Annotated in this window: 16 protein-coding genes; 13 read left to right on the top strand and 3 right to left on the bottom strand. The window is 70.6% G+C overall.

Annotated elements, in window-relative coordinates:
* Positions 1-183: 183 nt before the first annotated feature.
* The 8 genes from HED23_RS08610 to HED23_RS08645 all read left to right on the top strand — a co-directional run bounded on the left by HED23_RS08610 (position 184) and on the right by HED23_RS08645 (position 5,866).
* Positions 184-981, top strand: a complete 798-nt coding sequence (locus HED23_RS08610) for a helix-turn-helix domain-containing protein (RefSeq protein ID WP_203182812.1) — start codon at positions 184-186, stop codon at positions 979-981.
* Positions 982-1,152: 171 nt separating this feature from the next.
* Positions 1,153-2,631, top strand: a complete 1,479-nt coding sequence (gene rimO, locus HED23_RS08615; RefSeq protein WP_203182813.1) for a 30S ribosomal protein S12 methylthiotransferase RimO — start codon at positions 1,153-1,155, stop codon at positions 2,629-2,631.
* Positions 2,628-3,449 (top strand): CDP-diacylglycerol--glycerol-3-phosphate 3-phosphatidyltransferase, encoded by an 822-nt coding sequence (pgsA, locus tag HED23_RS08620; RefSeq protein ID WP_203182814.1) that lies wholly within the window; start codon positions 2,628-2,630, stop codon positions 3,447-3,449. The genes rimO and pgsA overlap by 4 nt, the downstream gene beginning before the upstream one ends.
* Positions 3,446-3,958 carry a CinA family protein gene (locus tag HED23_RS08625; protein WP_203182815.1) on the top strand — a complete coding sequence of 171 codons (513 nt, stop codon included), beginning with the start codon at positions 3,446-3,448 and terminating at the stop codon, positions 3,956-3,958. The genes pgsA and HED23_RS08625 overlap by 4 nt, the downstream gene beginning before the upstream one ends.
* A gap of 109 nt (positions 3,959-4,067) precedes the next feature.
* Positions 4,068-4,451, top strand: a complete 384-nt coding sequence (locus tag HED23_RS08630) for a helix-turn-helix domain-containing protein (RefSeq protein WP_014153702.1) — start codon at positions 4,068-4,070, stop codon at positions 4,449-4,451.
* Between the two features lie 214 nt (positions 4,452-4,665).
* On the top strand, positions 4,666-5,136 hold the full coding sequence (locus HED23_RS08635) for a Dps family protein (protein WP_203182816.1): 471 nt from the start codon (positions 4,666-4,668) through the stop codon (positions 5,134-5,136).
* A gap of 26 nt (positions 5,137-5,162) precedes the next feature.
* The gene (locus HED23_RS08640) at positions 5,163-5,354 is read left to right on the top strand and encodes a CsbD family protein (protein ID WP_238441877.1); all 192 of its coding nucleotides are present in this window, start codon (positions 5,163-5,165) and stop codon (positions 5,352-5,354) included.
* A 293-nt stretch (positions 5,355-5,647) separates the two neighbouring features.
* The gene (locus HED23_RS08645; protein ID WP_203182817.1) at positions 5,648-5,866 is read left to right on the top strand and encodes a hypothetical protein; all 219 of its coding nucleotides are present in this window, start codon (positions 5,648-5,650) and stop codon (positions 5,864-5,866) included.
* A gap of 105 nt (positions 5,867-5,971) precedes the next feature.
* Here HED23_RS08645 and HED23_RS08650 read toward each other — a convergent pair whose 3' ends face one another.
* Together HED23_RS08650 and HED23_RS08655 are read right to left on the bottom strand one after the other, a co-directional pair.
* Positions 5,972-6,778 (bottom strand): Fpg/Nei family DNA glycosylase, encoded by an 807-nt coding sequence (locus HED23_RS08650; RefSeq protein WP_203182818.1) that lies wholly within the window; start codon positions 6,776-6,778, stop codon positions 5,972-5,974.
* A gap of 51 nt (positions 6,779-6,829) precedes the next feature.
* Positions 6,830-11,542, bottom strand: a complete 4,713-nt coding sequence (locus HED23_RS08655) for a DEAD/DEAH box helicase (protein WP_203182819.1) — start codon at positions 11,540-11,542, stop codon at positions 6,830-6,832.
* 102 nt (positions 11,543-11,644) lie between these two features.
* Between HED23_RS08655 and HED23_RS08660 the strand changes: the two genes are divergently transcribed.
* From HED23_RS08660 to HED23_RS08670, 3 genes are read left to right on the top strand one after another with little or no spacing between them, the layout of a single operon-like run.
* Positions 11,645-12,508, top strand: a complete 864-nt coding sequence (locus tag HED23_RS08660; protein ID WP_203182820.1) for a helix-turn-helix transcriptional regulator — start codon at positions 11,645-11,647, stop codon at positions 12,506-12,508.
* Between the two features lie 10 nt (positions 12,509-12,518).
* On the top strand, positions 12,519-13,298 hold the full coding sequence (locus tag HED23_RS08665; RefSeq protein WP_203182821.1) for an AzlC family ABC transporter permease: 780 nt from the start codon (positions 12,519-12,521) through the stop codon (positions 13,296-13,298).
* Positions 13,295-13,600, top strand: coding sequence for an AzlD domain-containing protein (locus HED23_RS08670; protein WP_203182822.1), 306 nt, complete (start codon positions 13,295-13,297; stop codon positions 13,598-13,600). Before HED23_RS08665 ends, HED23_RS08670 begins: the two co-directional genes overlap by 4 nt.
* A gap of 11 nt (positions 13,601-13,611) precedes the next feature.
* On the opposite strand, the gene HED23_RS08675 is transcribed toward HED23_RS08670, so the two are convergent.
* Positions 13,612-14,526: a hypothetical protein gene (locus HED23_RS08675; RefSeq protein WP_203182823.1), complete on the bottom strand. Its 915-nt coding sequence runs from the start codon at positions 14,524-14,526 to the stop codon at positions 13,612-13,614.
* A 79-nt stretch (positions 14,527-14,605) separates the two neighbouring features.
* Here HED23_RS08675 and HED23_RS08680 point away from each other — a divergent pair, with 79 nt between their 5' ends.
* The gene (locus tag HED23_RS08680) at positions 14,606-14,800 is read left to right on the top strand and encodes a DUF3046 domain-containing protein (protein ID WP_203182824.1); all 195 of its coding nucleotides are present in this window, start codon (positions 14,606-14,608) and stop codon (positions 14,798-14,800) included.
* Positions 14,801-15,071: 271 nt separating this feature from the next.
* Positions 15,072-16,217 carry an AI-2E family transporter gene (locus HED23_RS08685; RefSeq protein WP_203187407.1) on the top strand — a complete coding sequence of 382 codons (1,146 nt, stop codon included), beginning with the start codon at positions 15,072-15,074 and terminating at the stop codon, positions 16,215-16,217.
* The last annotated feature ends 404 nt before the right edge of the window (positions 16,218-16,621 follow it).

A 16,621-nucleotide genomic window follows, 5' to 3' on the forward strand; every position in this document is an offset into this window, starting at 1 on the left:
GTACGTCAAGTTGAAGGAAGGAGCAGCGGGATGATCCGTCGCGCTCTCCGTCCCGTGTCCTGCCCGAGGGGCTGTCCCGCGAACCCGATGGCGTACAAAGTCGTCGCTCCCGGTTGCCCCACCCTTTCGTACCACCCCTAGACTGAACATCCAGCAGGTGGCTCACGCTCGAAAGGCGCCCCCGTGTCCATCGGCAACTCCCCCGAAGACGACCGGCCTTCCATCGGTCGCGCGCTTCAGCAGGCCCGTATCGCCGCGGGTCTGACTGTCGAGGAAGTCAGCAGCTCCACCCGGGTGCGCATGCCCATCGTGCACGCGATCGAGGAGGACGACTTCTCCCGCTGCGGCGGCGACGTGTACGCCCGCGGCCACATCCGTATGCTCGCCCGCGCCGTCCTGCTCGACCCCGGTCCACTGATCGCGGAGTTCGACGCCGAGCACGGCGGCGGTCCCGCGCCCACGCCGGCGGCGCCGCTGTTCGAGGCGGAGAGGATCCGTTCCGAACCCCGCCGTCCCAACTGGACCGCGGCCATGGTCGCCGCGATCGTCGCCGTGGTCGGCTTCGTCGGCTTCACGCTCTTCAGCGGCGAGGACGAGGGTTCGTCGGCGCAGGTCGCCGAGGGATCGACACCCGACAAGACCAAGCCCAAGCCCACCACGACCAAGCCCGTCGACCCCAAGCCCGTACCGTCCGAAAGCGTCATCGCCGCCGCTCCGCGGGACAAGGTGACCGTCAGGCTGAGCGCCACCGAGGGCAAGAGCTGGATCTCCGCCAAGGACCACAACGGGCGGATGCTCTTCGACGGGCTGCTGGCCCAGGGCGACTCCAAGACCTTCCAGGACAAGGAGCGGGTCGACCTCGTCCTTGGGGACGCCGGAGCGATCGATCTCTTCGTGAACGGCAAGAAGATCGACGACCAGTTCGAGTCGGGACAGGTCGAACGGCTTTCGTACACCAAGGGTGACCCCGAAGTCGGCTGACCCCTTCCGCTCCATGCTCCACCGACGGTGAGTATCCGGCAGTCCTGCTGGGCACTCACCGTTTCGGCGTAGTCCTCGTGCTCCCTCCTCTTCACCAGCTGTTCGGTCACTCCCCGTAGCGGTGAACCCTGCTCGGCAGGGCGAGTGCCGGGACAAAGTAGTCTTGAGCCCATGCCCGAACGCCGTACCGTCGCCCTTGTCACTCTTGGCTGCGCCCGTAACGAGGTGGACTCGGAGGAGCTCGCAGGCCGCTTGGCAGCGGACGGCTGGGAGCTCGTCGAGAACGCCACGGACGCGGATGTCGCCGTCGTCAACACCTGTGGATTCGTCGAAGCCGCCAAGAAGGACTCCGTCGACGCCCTGCTCGAAGCCAATGATCTGAAGGATCACGGCAGAACCCAGGCCGTCGTGGCCGTCGGCTGCATGGCCGAGCGCTACGGCAAGGACCTCGCCGAGGCGCTGCCGGAAGCGGACGGCGTCCTCGGATTCGACGACTACGCCGACATCTCCGACCGCCTGCAGACCATCCTCAACGGCGGCATCCACGCCTCCCACACGCCTCGCGACCGGCGCAAGCTGCTGCCGATCAGTCCGGCCGAGCGGCAGGACGCCGCCGTCGCGCTGCCCGGACACTCCCAGGAGATCGCGCCGGCTCCCGCAGACCTGCCGGAAGGTGTCGCGCCGGTCTCCGGGCCGAGGGCGCCGCTGCGCCGCAGGCTGGGGACCAGCCCGGTCGCCTCGGTGAAGCTCGCCTCGGGCTGTGACCGGCGCTGCTCGTTCTGCGCCATCCCGTCCTTCCGCGGCTCCTTCATCTCGCGACGGCCCTCCGACGTCCTGGGAGAGACCCGCTGGCTCGCCGAGCAGGGTGTCAAGGAGGTCATGCTCGTCTCCGAGAACAACACCTCGTACGGCAAGGACCTTGGGGACATCAGGCTCCTGGAGACGCTGCTGCCCGAGCTCGCCGACGTCGACGGGATCGAGCGGATCCGCGTCAGCTATCTGCAGCCGGCCGAGATGCGGCCCGGCCTGATCGACGTGCTCACCTCGACGCCCAAGGTCGCCCCCTACTTCGATCTCTCCTTCCAGCACTCCGCACCCGGGGTCCTGCGCGCGATGCGCCGGTTCGGTGACACGGACCGCTTCCTCGAGCTCCTGGACACCATTCGGTCGAAGGCGCCGCAGGCCGGCGCACGCTCGAACTTCATCGTGGGATTCCCCGGTGAGACGGAGGCCGACCTCGCCGAGCTCGAACGCTTCCTCACGGGCGCGCGCCTGGACGCCATCGGGGTCTTCGGTTACTCCGACGAGGAGGGCACCGAGGCGGTCGGTTACGAGAACAAGCTGGACGCCGACGTCATCGCCGAGCGCCTCGCGCACATCTCGCAGCTCGCCGAGGAGCTGACCTCGCAACGTGCCGAGGAGCGGGTCGGTGAGACCCTTCAGGTCCTCGTCGAGTCCGTTGAGTCCGACGAGGACGGGCCCGTTGCGGTGGGCCGAGCCGCCCACCAGGCGCCGGAAACGGACGGCCAGGTCATCTTCACCGCACGCGAAGGGCTTGTGCCGGGCCGTATGGTCGAAGCGAAGGCAGTGGGCACCGAGGGAGTGGACCTCGTGGCCGAACACCACGAGCTTGCGGAGGCAGCCAGATGACGGGAGCCCCGGCATCCGCGGCAGGCGGTTCCGGCGCGACGCCGGCGCCCCGCGGCGGCAAGCTGGGTGCGGCGGCCGTCAACCAGGCCGGCCTGTGGAACATCGCCAACATCCTCACGATGGTGCGACTCCTGCTCGTACCGGGCTTCGTCATGCTGCTCCTGCACGACGGTGGGTACGACCCGGTCTGGCGGTCGTTCGCCTGGGCCGCGTTCGCCGTCGCGATGATCACCGACGTCTTCGACGGTCATCTGGCACGCACGTACAACCTGGTCACCGATTTCGGGAAGATCGCCGACCCGATCGCCGACAAGGCGATCATGGGTGCCGCGCTGATCTGTCTGTCCGCGCTCGGGGATCTGCCGTGGTGGATCACCGGCGTGATCCTCTTCCGTGAGCTCGGCATCACACTCATGCGGTTCTGGGTCATCCGGCACTCCGTGATCCCGGCGAGCCGCGGCGGGAAGGTGAAGACCCTGGCCCAGGGCATCGCCGTGGGCATGTACGTCCTCGCGCTGACGGGCCCCCTGGCGACACTGCGCTTCTGGGTGATGATGGCCGCCGTCGTGCTGACGGTCGTCACCGGCCTCGACTACGTGCGTCAGGCCGTCGTACTGCGCCGCCGCGGGCTCGCGGCCGAGCGGGTCGCCGCCATGGAAGCGGTCGTTGCGGTGGCGGAAGTGGAGAACATCTCCGGAGAGCGGCGTACCGCGGGCGAAGTGGGCGGGAAGACGGCTGACGACGTCGCCGAGCCCCTGGGGGAGCCGGTAGGGGAGCGCGTGGCGGGCGGCCGGGGCGCCGCGGAGGCGGAGCGGTGACGTCCGCGGCGGCCGAGGTGCTGCGGAGGCTTCAGGAGCGCGGTGAGACGCTCGGGGTCGCCGAGTCCCTCACGGGCGGTCTGGTGGCCGCCGAGCTCACTTCCGTGGCCGGAGCCTCTCGGTGCTTCCGCGGGTCCGTCACGGCCTATGCCACGCCTCTGAAGCGGGAGGTGCTGGGCGTCGACGGTGAGCTCCTCGCCGAGCGGGGAGCGGTGGACCCGGAGGTGGCCGAGGCGATGGCCGTCGGCGCACGCCGGGTCCTCGGTGCGGACTGGGGCGTGTCGACCACCGGGGTCGCCGGCCCCGAGCCGCAGGACGGCAAGCCCGTCGGAACGGTCTTCGTGGCCGTTTCCGGGCCGGGTGGCGTACAGAAAGTCGCCGAGCTGAGGTTGAACGGCGGGCGGGCGGACATCCGTAAGGAGAGTGTACGGAGCCTGCTCGAGCTGCTCTCCGGCGAACTCGGCGAAAATGCGGGGGCACAGGATACGGAACAGAACGGGGGGAATTGATGTTTGCAGCCCTGAGTGAACACGACATCGCTCCCCGCACGGCCGCAGCGCGAGGCGGTACGGTGGGGCGTGAAGGATGCGGCTACGCGGTCCGAGGAGGGAGCCACCGATGATTCTGCTCCGTCGCCTGCTTGGTGACGTGCTGCGTCGGCAGCGCCAGCGCCAAGGCCGTACTCTGCGCGAAGTCTCCTCGTCCGCCCGAGTCTCGCTCGGCTATCTCTCCGAGGTGGAGCGGGGGCAGAAGGAGGCATCCTCCGAACTGCTCTCCGCCATTTGCGACGCGCTGGACGTACGGATGTCCGAGCTCATGCGTGAAGTGAGCGATGAACTGTCCCTGGCTGAGCTGGCCGAGTCGGCGGCGGCCAGTGATGCGGTGCCTGTACCAGTACGCCCGATGCTCAATTCCGTCTCTGTTGCGTCGGTCGCCGGCGTACCGACGGGACGGGTGACCATCAAGGCGCCCGCGGAAGCGGTGGATGTCGTCGCCGCCTGACCGCACGGTTCGTGGTGAACGAGAGCCCCGGCCGCCCCTCATGGGGCGAGCCGGGGCTCTCGCGTGTCCGGGTGTGCGGGGTCGTTCGCGGGGCAGGCGCGCAGTGAGGCCGGAGTGGCGATTCTTCGGAACTGCCACCCGAATGACCGTTTCGCTCCATATGTGACATTGTGGATAGACGGTAGGTCGAACAGCTATCTGAACGGAGAAGTGCATGTCTGTCGTGAAGAGCGCCCTTTCCGATGGCGATCGCAAGGTCGTGGGAGACGCGCTGCAAGGCGCGCTGGTGGATCTGGTCGACCTCTCCCTCGTGGCCAAGCAGGTCCACTGGAATGTGGTCGGCCCGCGCTTCCGCTCCGTACACCTCCAGCTCGACGAGGTCGTCGACACCGCGCGGCAGCACTCGGACACGGTTGCGGAGAGGGCTTCCGCCGTCGGCGTGAACCCGGACGGCCGGTCCCGGACGCTCGCGAAGACCACTGCGATCGATTCCGTGCCCGAAGGCTGGATCAAGGACGTTGACGCGGTGCGTGTGCTCGTCGACGCCCTCCGAGTGGTCATCGACCGTATGCGGGAGCGGATCGAGGCGACCGACGAACCGGACCCCGTCAGCCAGGACATCCTCATCACGCTCACCGCGGATCTCGAGAAGCACGCGTGGATGTTCCAGGCGGAGAGTGCCTGAACCCCCGATGTGAGAAGGGAATTGCCGTGACTGACAAGAAGGCCATGGACAAGCTCAAGGGCAAGGCCAAGGAAGCGACCGGCAAGGTCACCGGAGACCGCCGCAAGGAGGCCGAAGGCAAGTCCGACCAGGTCAAGGCCAAGGCGGAGGGTGCCATGGGAGGAACCGGCGAGCGCGCCAAGGGTGTGAAGGACTCCCTCACCGACGACGACAGGTGAGCGAACCGCTCTTCGGTGTGCCCCCGCGGATCTCGATCCCGGGGGCACCGGCATGTCCGGGTCCGTGGGATGCAGCAGACGCGGACCCGGGGGATGCAGCAGACGCAGACCCGCGGATGCAGCAGACGCGGACCCGGGGGAAACTGCGGTGGAGGGCCGGGCTCACCTCTCCCGACAGCTGCCCCAGGAGAGCGCGCACCGCTGTTCAGCTCGCTCCCGCACGCCGGTAGCGCACCGGTGCGCCCTCCCGCCAGGACATCGTCCCGTACTAGCGTCGGCCGGAGGAGGCAGCCATGGTGCGGCGATGGGTGCCGGCGCTCGTCCTCGGTGGCGTGTGGTGGTGGGCGGTGCTGCGGCTGGTTCTGGAGCCGGAGCATGCCGGACTGGTCGAGGGTGCGGTCGCGGCCGGGGGATGGGGCCTGAGCCTCCTGCCGGTCCACGTGGCGGCCGCGGCGCGGACGGAGCGGACTGCCGAGGGGCCCGCTGTGGACCGGACGGACATACCCTCCTAGCGGTGGCGGTGGCGGTGGCGGTGGCGGTGGCGGTGGCGGCGTCGAGCAGTTGGCCGACGGCCTGCTGCGTATCAGCCGGTGACCGCGCGCGGTGCCGGCCGGTCCTTAGCCGGTGGGGCCGGACTGGCAGTGGGGACACCAGTAGGTGGGGCGATCGTCGCGGTCCGCCTTGCGGATGGGTGTGCGGCAGCGCAGGCAGGGGCGGCCGGCCCGTCCGTACACGAAGAGACGTTCTCGTGAGGGCCTTCGCGACATGACTGCCGTCGCCCTGGTCGTGGTCCGTACCGGACGGTCGCGGTTGGCCTCCAGGAGCTGCTTGGCCGTGCTGACAAGACGGGCGGCGACGGGCGGGCTCAGCTCGCCGACCGGTAGCCAGGGCGTCGCACGTGCCATGAAGCAGAGTTCGCACATGTAGACATTGCCGATACCGGCGAGGTTGCGCTGGTCCAGGAGAGCGTCGCCGACGCGACGTCCGGGGTCGGCCAGCAGATTCAGCAGAGCGGTTTCCGGGTCCCAGTCACGCCCCAGCAGATCCGGTCCGAGGTGGCCCACGACCTGCTCCTCGTCCTCTGTGCGGAGCAGCTCGAGAACGGGCAGCCGGTAGCCGACGGCGGTGTGCTCCGCAGTGGCGAGCACGGCGCGGATCTGATGGTCGGGGCCGCCCCGCCACCGCTCGCCGTGGTCGTACACGCGCCATGCGCCCTCCATGCGCAGATGGCTGTGAAGGGTGAGGCCGCCCTGGAAGCGCGTGAGCAGATGCTTGCCGCGCGCCGTGACGTCCAGCACAGACCTGCCGGTGAGGTCGGCTGTGGCGAACCGTGGGACCCGCAGATCGGAGACCGTCAGCATCTGGCCGGCGAGTGCCGCGTCGAGGCGTCGGGCGGTCTGCAGGACGGTGTCACCTTCGGGCATGCATCCATGATGCGCCGACAGGCCCGCGCGTGGTGCCCCCGCCCGGGCCCCTCAGGCGCGCAGCCGCAGTCCGCGTGGTGTGGCGAGGAAGCCGGCTGCTTCCAGGGTGCGGCCCAGCGGGGACGTGAGGGAGGATGCGCCGTTGGTGCGCTCCACCGTGACCGTGCCGAGCGTCCCAGCCCGGGCCGCTGACGCGAGTGCCTCGGCGGCGGCCCGGAGCGCCGGGTCCCCGGGATCGGTGGGCCACGCGAGAAGGGACTTGCCGCCGCGCTCCATGTAGAGCGTGAGCTCGCCGTCCACGAGAACCACCAGGGAGCCCGCCTTGCGCCCCGGCTTGTGCCCCGCGCCGTCCGGCGACTCGGGCCAGGGCAGGGCGGCACCGTATGCGTTGGCAGGATCGGCTGCCGCGAGGACCAGTGCGCGCGGAGCGGAGCCGGGGTCGGCGCGGTCGCGTGCGGTGGAGGCTGCCCTGAGCCGGTCCACGGCACCGTCCATCGCGAACTGTGCCGCGCCCAGTCCCTCGACGACATAACCGCGGCGGGCCTGGCCGCTGTCCTCGAACGCGGCAAGGATGCGGTAGACCGCCGAGAACCCGCCCTCGACGCCCTCGGCCTGCACCGCACCACGGGTCACCACACCGTGGCGGTCGAGGAGCGTCCGGGCCAGGGCATGCGCGCGGTGGGTCGGCTCGGGCTCGGCCGGGGGAAGCAGCGACCAGCGCCCCGACACCGTCGGCGGACCGGTGCGGGACGCGGGGCGGGCGGCCGCGGTCAGGGATCCGTAACGGCCGCGCGGCACGTTGCGCCTCGCGCGGTGCGCCGTGGAGCCGGCCGTGCGCCCCGAGCCGAGTAGCGAACGCAGTGGGGCGAGGGTGTCGTTGGTGAGACGCCCGGACCAGACCAGGTCCCAGAGTGCGTCGGCCAGTTGGGGATCGCCGCAGTCCGGGTGGGTGGTGGCCCGGACCTGATCGGCGATCTGCCGGAAGAAGAGCCCGTAGCCGCCGGAAAGGACGGTGAGGACCGACTCGTGCAGTGCGGTCTCCTCCAGCGGGTGGGGAGGCGGGAGGAGCAGGGGCGCACTGTCCGCCAGGTAGAGGGAGAGCCAGCCGTCCTTTCCTGGGAGGGCACCCGCGCCTGCCCAGACGACTTCGCCGGTGGTGGTGAGCTCGTCGAGCATGGCGGGGGTGTAGCCCGCGACGCGGCTCGGGAGGATCAGCTTCTCCAGGGCGGACGCGGGCACCGGGGAGCCCTGCAACTGCTCGATGGCGCGGGCCAGTCCGTCGATGCCGCGCAGGCTGTTGTCGCCGAGGTGCTGCCACTGGGGGAGGAAGCCGGCCAGCGCTGCGGGAGGCACAGGCTCCAGCTCCTGGCGGAGCGCGGCGAGGGACCGGCGGCGCAACCGCCGCAGGACCGTGGCATCGCACCACTCCTGGCCGATGCCCGCAGGGTGGAATTCGCCCTGCACCACGCGGCCCGACGCGGCGAGCCGTTGCAGAGCCCCGTCCGTCACCGCGGGACCGAGGCCGAAACGGCCGGCCGCCTGCGTGCTGGTGAACGGGCCGTGCGTACGGGCGTACCGGGCGAGGAGGTCGCCGAGCGGGTCCTTGACCGGTTCGGTGAACGCCTCGGGAACCCCGACCGGAAGTGCTGTCCCGAGCGCGTCGCGCAGCCGGCCGGCGTCCTCGACGGCTGCCCAGTGAGCGGCTCCGCCGATGCGGATCCGGATAGCGCGCCGGGACGTCTCCAGCTCTGGTGCCCAGGCGGGCTCCGCGCCGCGTTCCGCCAGTTCGGCGTCGGTGAGGGGGCCGAGGACGCGCAGCAGGTCGGCGACCCCCTCGATGTCCTTGATCTTCCTGTCGTCGGTCAGCCACTGGAGCTCCTGCTCCAGTTCACCGAGGACATCGGCGTCGAGCAGCTCGCGCAGCTCCGCCTGGCCGAGCAGCTCGGCCAGCAGATGGGAGTCGAGTGAGAGGGCTGCCGCACGACGCTCCGCGAGAGGCGAGTCACCCTCGTACAGGAACTGTGCGACATAGCCGAAGAGGAGCGACCGGGCGAACGGTGACGGCTCGGGCGTGGTCACCTCGACCAGACGGATGCGGCGCGCCTCCAGGTCGCCCATCAGCTCGGTGAGGCCGGGGACGTCGAACACGTCCTGAAGGCATTCGCGGACGGCTTCGAGGACGATCGGGAACGAGCCGAACTCGGAGGCGACCTGGAGCAGCTGGGACGCGCGTTGGCGCTGCTGCCAGAGAGGGGTGCGCTTTCCCGGACTGCGCCGGGGCAACAGCAGTGCGCGCGCGGCGCATTCGCGGAACCGGGAGGCGAACAGGGCCGATCCTCCGACCTGTTCTGTCACGACCTGGCTGATCTCGCCCTTGTCGAACACCACGTCGGTTGCCCCGACGGGGGGCTGCTCGCTGTCGTATCCCGCGACGGGGAAATCCTGGTCGGCGCCCCCGCGCCCCTGGTCGCGGTCGGCCCCGCTCCCATCCGCCTGTACCGGATCGAAGTCGAGCAGGTCGAGGCCCATCAGATCGGCGTCGGGCAGCCGCAGCACGATGCCGTCGTCCGCGTGCATGACCTGGGCGTCCATGCCGTACCGCTCGCCGAGCCTGGCGGACAGGGCGAGAGCCCACGGTGCGTGCACCTGGGCGCCGAACGGCGAATGCACGACGACCCGCCAGTCGCCCAGCTCGTCCCTGAACCTCTCGACGAGGACGGTCCGGTCGTCAGGGACGTGGCCGCAGGCCCTGCGCTGCTCGTCGAGGTAGGACAGGATGTTGTCCGCCGCCCAGGCGTCGAGCCCGGCTGCCAGCAGACGGAGTCTGGCGTCGTCGGAGGACAGTCCGCCGATCTCGCGGAGGAACGCGCCCAGTGCACGGCCCAGCTCCAGCGGGCGGCCCAGTTGGTCGCCCTTCCAGAACGGCAGCCGGCCCGGGACACCGGGGGCGGGCGAGACCAGGACCCTGTCCCTGGTGATGTCCTCGATCCGCCAGGACGTGGTGCCCAGGGTGAAGACGTCACCGACCCTGGACTCGTAGACCATTTCCTCGTCCAGCTCGCCGACGCGTCCGCCGCCCTTCTTCGGGTCCGCTCCGGCCAGGAAGACGCCGAACAGCCCGCGGTCGGGAATGGTGCCGCCCGAGGTGACGGCGAGCCGCTGCGCGCCGGGCCGGCCGGTCACCGTACCGGTGACGCGGTCCCACACGACACGGGGCCGCAACTCCGCGAACGCGTCGGACGGATAGCGCCCGGCGAGCATGTCGAGCACGGCGGTGAACGCGGATTCCGGGAGCGAGGCGAAGGGGGCCGCCCGGCGGGCGAGGGCGAGCAGGTCGTCTGCCTGCCAGCTGTCGAGCGCGACCGTGGCGACGATCTGCTGGGCCAGCACGTCCAGAGGGTTGGACGGGATCCGCAGCGCCTCGATGGCGCCCTCACGCATCCGTTCGGTGACCACGGCCGCCTGCACCAGGTCGCCGCGGTACTTCGGGAAGACCACACCGGTCGACACGGCGCCGACCTGGTGCCCTGCACGGCCCACCCGCTGAAGCCCCGAGGCCACGGACGGCGGCGACTCGACCTGGATCACCAGGTCGACGGCGCCCATGTCGATGCCCAGCTCCAGGCTGGAGGTGGCGACCACGGCCGGCAGCCGGCCCGCCTTGAGGTCCTCCTCGACCTGGGAGCGCTGCTCCTTGGACACCGAGCCGTGGTGCGCCCGGGCAAGGACGGGAGGCGCCCCTTTCGCAGCCCCGGACTGGGCCATGATCTCGGCGGGGGAGTGAGCCTCGGGCAGCGGGACACCGGCACCCGCTTCCTCCTCGAACGCGGTCCCGGTCGCCCGCTCGTGGGCGATCTCGTTCAACCGGTTGCACAGGCGCTCCGCCAGCCGCCGGGAGTTGGCGAAGACGATCGTGGAACGGTGGGACTGGACGAGATCGGCGATCCGCTCCTCGACATGGGGCCAGATCGACGGCTTCTCCGCCTGGCCGCCCTCGTCACCGGTGGCGGGGGAGCCGCCCAGCTCGCCGAGATCCTCCACGGGGACCACGACGGAGAGGTCGAACTCCTTGGTGGACGGCGGCTGGACGATCTCCACCCTCCGCTGGGGCGAAAGGAACCGCGCGACCTCGTCGACCGGGCGGACCGTCGCCGACAGCCCGATACGCCGGGCGGGCCGGGGCAGCAGCTCGTCCAGACGCTCCAGCGAAACAGCGAGATGGGCGCCCCGCTTGGTGCCCGCGACGGCGTGCACCTCGTCCACGATCACCGTCTCCACCCCGGCCAGCGCATCGCGGGCGGAGGAGGTGAGCATCAGGAACAGCGACTCCGGAGTGGTGATCAGGATGTCCGGGGGCTTCGTCGCCATCGAACGGCGCTCGGCCGGGGGTGTGTCGCCGGAACGGATGCCCACCCGCACCTCCGGCTCGGGCAGGCCCAGGCGCACCGACTCCTGACGGATACCGGTCAGCGGCGAACGCAGATTCCGCTCCACGTCGACGGCGAGAGCCTTCATCGGTGAGACGTACAGCACCCGGCAGCGCTTCTTCGCCTCGGCGGGCGGCGGGACGGCCGCCAGACGGTCCAGCGAGGCGAGGAAGGCGGCGAGTGTCTTGCCCGATCCGGTCGGCGCGACGACCAGCACGTCCGAACCCTCACCGATGGCGCGCCAGGCACCCTCCTGCGCGGCGGTGGGCGCGTCGAAGGCCGCCGCGAACCAGCTGCGGGTCGCGGGCGAGAACGAATCGAGTGCGGAACCGGCCATGCCCCCCATCGTGCACCCCGCCACCGACAACGGCCGGTGGACGTGCCCGCCGCTCACCTTGCCGGACCTCGGAGACCCGCCCGGACCTGCGAGAATACGAGCATGGCGGAGGTGGACCCGGCTCGGGAATGGGCGAGGCACTGGCAGTACGCGGAGCTGCCCGACCTTGATCTGCTGCGTGCCCGGTACGTCCGTCACACCTTTCCGCGCCACAGTCACGAGGGCTTCGTCTTCGGCACGATCACCAGCGGCGTCGAGGACGTCGGCCTCCCCGGCGGGACCGTGCACGCGGGGCCCGGCACCGTGGTCATGATCAATCCGGAAGTGCCGCACACCGCTCGCGCCGGAGTGCCCGAGGGATGGGTGTACGCCACGCTCTACCCGTCCGCACAGGTGATCAACGACATCGCGGCCGATCTGACCAGTCTGCGCGGCTCCGTCGGATTCACCGAGACGGGCGTGAGGGACCCGCGTGCCGCCCGGCTGATCACCGAGGTCCATCGGGCGGCCGAGGAGGGAAACGCCCTGGCCGCGGACAGTGTTCTGCGCATCATGGTGGCCCGGCTGCTCGACCGCCACGGCAGCGTGCTGCCGGTCCGGGCCCCGCACTCCGCCGGTGCGCGTGACGCCGCCCGCGCGCGGGCGGCGCTGGAGGAGCGTATGGAGCGGCCGCCCACCCTGGAAGCGCTCGCGGCCGAGCTGGGCACAAGCCCCTTCGCGCTGCTGCGGGCCTTCAAGAAGCAGTACGGGATGCCCCCGCACACATGGCTCACCGATGCCCGGGTACGCCGTGCCCGGCGCATGCTCGACGGCGGGACCGTACCCGCCGAGGCAGCCGTCGCCGTCGGCTTCACCGACCAGCCCCATCTCAACCGCCACTTCACCCGGATCGTCGGGGTGCCGCCGGGCGCCTACCGGCGCGAGCGCGCAGGATCGTACAAGACCGGCGGGAGTCCCGCCCCGTAGCGTTCCGGACGTGGCAGAACAGACAGCATCCCCTCAGAGCCCCGGCGCCCCCGTCGTGCGGAGCGCGGGTCCGGAGAAGCCGGACTCCGCCGTCGTCCGGGACTCACTCGGCGTGGGCATAGCCGTGGGTCTCTCCGGATTCGCCTTCGGCGTGACCTCGGCAGGCTCCGGACTGACCCTCCTCCAGACCTGCGCGTTGAGCCTCCTCGTCTTCACCGGCGCCTCCCAGTTCGCACTCGTGGGCGCCCTCGCTGCCGGAGGAAACCCCTACACCGCGGCGGCCGGAGCGTTCTTCCTGGGTATCCGCAACGCGTTCTACGGGCTACGGCTGTCGCAGCTCCTCGCCCTGCCGCCCGTACTGCGTCCCCTCGCAGCCCAGTGGGTCATCGACGAGACGACCGCCGTCACCCTCTCCCAGCCCACCAGGCGTGCCGCGCGCATCGGATTCACCGTCACCGGGTTCACCCTCTACGCCCTGTGGAACCTGACCACACTGGCCGGCGCGCTCGGGGCCGAGGCGCTCGGTGACACCGACGCCTGGGGGCTGGACGCGGCCGGTCCCGCGGTGTTCCTCGCCCTCCTCGCGCCGATGCTGAAGAGCACCACCGAGCGCGTCACAGCGGGGCTAGCCGTCCTGCTGGTGCTCGGTTTCCTTCCGGTGCTGCCTGCGGGCGCGCCCGTACTCGTGTCCGCGCTGGCAGCCCCGGTCGTCCTGTTCATGAAGGGCCGCGGCAGGAGCACCACGGACGAAAGCGTCACCGAAGGCACGACGCCCGAGGAGTACCGATGAACATCTGGATCGCCATCGGGCTCACCGCCGTCGGCTGCTATCTCGCCAAGCTTCTGGGGCTCCTGGTCCCGGCCGGAGCGCTGGAACGCCCTCTTGTGCAGAGGCTGGCCGCGCTCCTGCCGGTTGCGCTGCTCGCAGCACTCACCGCCCAGCAGACCTTCGACGGCGGACAGGCGCTGGTACTGGACGCCCGGGCGGCAGGGCTGGCCGCGGCGGCGCTCGCCCTGGTCCTGCGTGCCCCCTTCCTGGTCGTCGTCGGGGCCGCCGTCGTGGTCACCGCCGTCGTCCGCGCCGTGCTCTGAACCGGAACCGATCAGCGCAGGTCCCGACCGTACGAGCGGAGGGTCTGCAGGGCCCTGAGCGTCTCGATCGGACGGCCCTCCAGGGCCGTTCCGGGGGCCCACTGGCGCCAGTTGACCGGCCAGCCGCCGTCCTCCTGCTGTTCCGCCGCCAGGTGATCCAGGGAGCCCTCCAGTTCGCCGTCGCTGAACCAGCGGCGGGCCAGCGACCCGGGTGTGCGGGCGTAGTGGTAGGGGAAGTGGTGTTCCCCCGGGGCGTAACCGGGGGCCACCGGGTACTCCGCGCGGCGCTGCGGATCGAGTACCACCAGCTTCTGCTCACGCACGAGTTGTCCGAGCCGGCGGGCGGCGGATTCGGCACGCGCACGGTCGGGGACGCCGTCCAGGAAGGCGATGGCTGCCTCGATCTCGTACGGATGGGACTGCTCGAGAGCGTCGACGGCGGCCCAGCAGAAGTCGGTGGCGCGGAACAGCCATGCATGCCACACCCGATTACGGTGCAGCAGCCCGACCACGGGGCCCGTCGCCAGGAGTTCGGCGGGCGGATCGTCGACGACGGGGATGAAGGGTGCCGCAGGGTACCCGCGCTGCGAGGGGTGGAGCGCGGGCAGCGCCCCTTCCTTGGTCGACACGTCCGTGAAGTACCTGCAGATCCGCTCCACGCGCGTACCGGCACAGCGGCCGATCGAGTCGAGGACGCTCAGCGCATGAGCGGTGTGAAGCGGCTGACTCACAGGTCCGCGAAGATCGGGTTCGAGCCCGTGACCGTAGCCACCGTCATCGTTCCGGTAGGCGGAGAGCGCGGTCTCGACGGGGTCCGCGCTTCCTTCCAGGAAGAGATGGGCGAACCGCCGCTGTTCGAGAACGCGTGCGGTGAGCCAGATGAACTGCTCGGCGTGGGCGAGGGGGTCTGCTCCGGTTCCAGCCATGGCTTGACCGTAGAGGGGAAAAGACCACCGGAGAGGCCTCCCGGCCCTGCTGCACTCTCAGGAGCGGGATACTGGGGGCATGCGGTTGACGATTTTCTGGGAACGGATGGCGGATCACTTCGGCGAGGCGTACGCCGACTCCTTCGCGCGCGATCACGTCATGGCGGAGCTCGGCGGCCGGACGGTGCACGGCGCCCTGGACGCGGGCTGGGAGGCCAAGGACGTCTGGCGCGCGGTCTGCGCCGCGGTCGGTGTGCCCCCGGACAAGCGCTGAGCCAGGCGGTCCGCTCCGCTCGCACGACCGTGTCACGTGCGGTCCGCTCCACCCGCACGACTGTCATGCGCGGTCCGCTCCACCCGCACGACCGTGTTACGTGCGTCACCGCTCTGCCCGCCGCCGGGCCGGGCGGCCGGCTGTCACTGCGGTGAGCGAGACTTGTCCCGTGGCACCGACAGACGAGACCGCCCAGACCCAGCCGCCCGCCTCACCGCCCGTCCCGCCGGCCGCACCACCGAACCCGCCGCCCGGCACCGGCCCCGTCCGCATGCCCGGCTGGCTGCCGCGTGCGATGGTCATGGCGCTGGCGCTCTACGGGTGCTTCCAACTGGGCAGCTGGGCCTTCTACCAGCTCATCGGGCTGCTGACCAACGTCCTCATCGCCTTCTTCCTTGCGCTCGCCATCGAGCCGGCCGTCAGCCGCATGGCTGGACGGGGGATACGCCGGGGACTCGCCACGTTCCTGGTCTTCCTGGCCGTGCTGGTCGCCGGAGTCGGTTTCGTCGTCCTGCTCGGCTCGATGCTCGCCGGCCAGATCGTCGACATGGTCGAGGAGTTCCCCAAGTACCTGGACTCGGTGATCAACTGGGTCAACCAGACCTTCCGGACGGAGCTCTCCAGGGTCGAGGTGCAGGACAGCCTGCTGCACTCCGACTGGCTCCAGAAGTACGTCCAGAACAGCGCTACAGGCGTACTCGACGTCTCCACCACCGTGCTCGGCGGCTTGTTCCGGCTTTTGATGATCTTCCTGTTCTCGTTCTACTTCGCTGCCGACGGTCCCCGCCTGCGGCGCGCTCTGTGCTCCGTACTGCCGCCCTCCCGGCAGACCGAGGTGCTGCGCGCCTGGGAGATCGCGGTCGACAAGACCGGCGGCTACATCTACTCGCGCGGACTGATGGCCCTGATCTCCGGCGCGGCGCACTACGTCCTGCTGGTGGTGCTCGGGGTGCCCTACGCACCGGCGCTCGCTGTCTGGGTCGGCCTCGTCTCGCAGTTCATCCCCACGATCGGTACGTATCTCGCGGGCGCTCTGCCCATGCTGATCGCCTTCACCGTCGACCCGTGGTACGCGCTGTGGGTTCTCGGATTCGTCGTGGTCTACCAGCAGTTCGAGAACTACGTGCTGCAGCCGAAACTCACGTCCAAGACGGTCGACATCCACCCCGCGGTCGCCTTCGGCTCGGTGGTCGCGGGCACCGCGCTCATGGGTGCCGTCGGGGCTCTCATCGCGATTCCGGCCGTCGCGACGCTTCAGGCGTTCCTGGGCGCGTATGTGAAGCGGTACGACGTGATGGACGACCCGAGGGTGCAGGGCGGCCACCGCTGGCAACGTGGCGAGCCGGTGCTGTCGAGGATCCGCCGCGCGGTGCGGGGCGGCGGGGACGGTGCGGGCACGGCCGGCGGTAGCCGGTGACATGGGCCGGCAGGCCCGGTTCCTGAACCCCACGCCTCCGGGTCACCGACCTACGCCCCACACGCCTCCGGTTGCCGGCGTGCGTCTTCCATGTCTCCGGTTCACCGGCGGGCGTCTTCCATGCCTCCGGTTGACCGGCCTACGTCGGCCGGGACGTGACAGTGCTCGCGGGCGGCCTCGGTAAGGCATGGTGCGATCGCTGGGCCGCCATACGCGGTGCACCGGCGGAACCGCAGGCCGGGGCTGAGCGGACAGCGGGCGCTGGGTCCACGGACGTGTCCAGGCGTAGTAGTCCGGACGCCTCTTGCAGGATGACGCCTCGCATGAGATCCCGGCGAAAGCCGGGGGTGACGGGAACCGTGACACGCCAAGCCGCCCCGGTGGCCCCGTGGGCCTCCTCAGGC

The organism is Streptomyces pratensis, from assembly GCF_016804005.1.
GTDB lineage: Bacteria > Actinomycetota > Actinomycetes > Streptomycetales > Streptomycetaceae > Streptomyces > Streptomyces pratensis_A.

Coding starts and splice junctions, on each gene's coding strand:
- rimO (WP_203182813.1), top strand. CDS start 1,153: ATGCCCGAACGCCGTACCGTCGCCCTTGTCACTCTTGGCTGCGCCCGT.
- pgsA (WP_203182814.1), top strand. CDS start 2,628: ATGACGGGAGCCCCGGCATCCGCGGCAGGCGGTTCCGGCGCGACGCCG.
- HED23_RS08630 (WP_014153702.1), top strand. CDS start 4,068: ATGATTCTGCTCCGTCGCCTGCTTGGTGACGTGCTGCGTCGGCAGCGC.
- HED23_RS08635 (WP_203182816.1), top strand. CDS start 4,666: ATGTCTGTCGTGAAGAGCGCCCTTTCCGATGGCGATCGCAAGGTCGTG.
- HED23_RS08645 (WP_203182817.1), top strand. CDS start 5,648: ATGGTGCGGCGATGGGTGCCGGCGCTCGTCCTCGGTGGCGTGTGGTGG.
- HED23_RS08650 (WP_203182818.1), bottom strand. CDS start 6,778: ATGCCCGAAGGTGACACCGTCCTGCAGACCGCCCGACGCCTCGACGCG.
- HED23_RS08655 (WP_203182819.1), bottom strand. CDS start 11,542: ATGGCCGGTTCCGCACTCGATTCGTTCTCGCCCGCGACCCGCAGCTGG.
- HED23_RS08660 (WP_203182820.1), top strand. CDS start 11,645: ATGGCGGAGGTGGACCCGGCTCGGGAATGGGCGAGGCACTGGCAGTAC.
- HED23_RS08670 (WP_203182822.1), top strand. CDS start 13,295: ATGAACATCTGGATCGCCATCGGGCTCACCGCCGTCGGCTGCTATCTC.
- HED23_RS08675 (WP_203182823.1), bottom strand. CDS start 14,526: ATGGCTGGAACCGGAGCAGACCCCCTCGCCCACGCCGAGCAGTTCATC.
- HED23_RS08680 (WP_203182824.1), top strand. CDS start 14,606: ATGCGGTTGACGATTTTCTGGGAACGGATGGCGGATCACTTCGGCGAG.
- HED23_RS08685 (WP_203187407.1), top strand. CDS start 15,072: ATGCCCGGCTGGCTGCCGCGTGCGATGGTCATGGCGCTGGCGCTCTAC.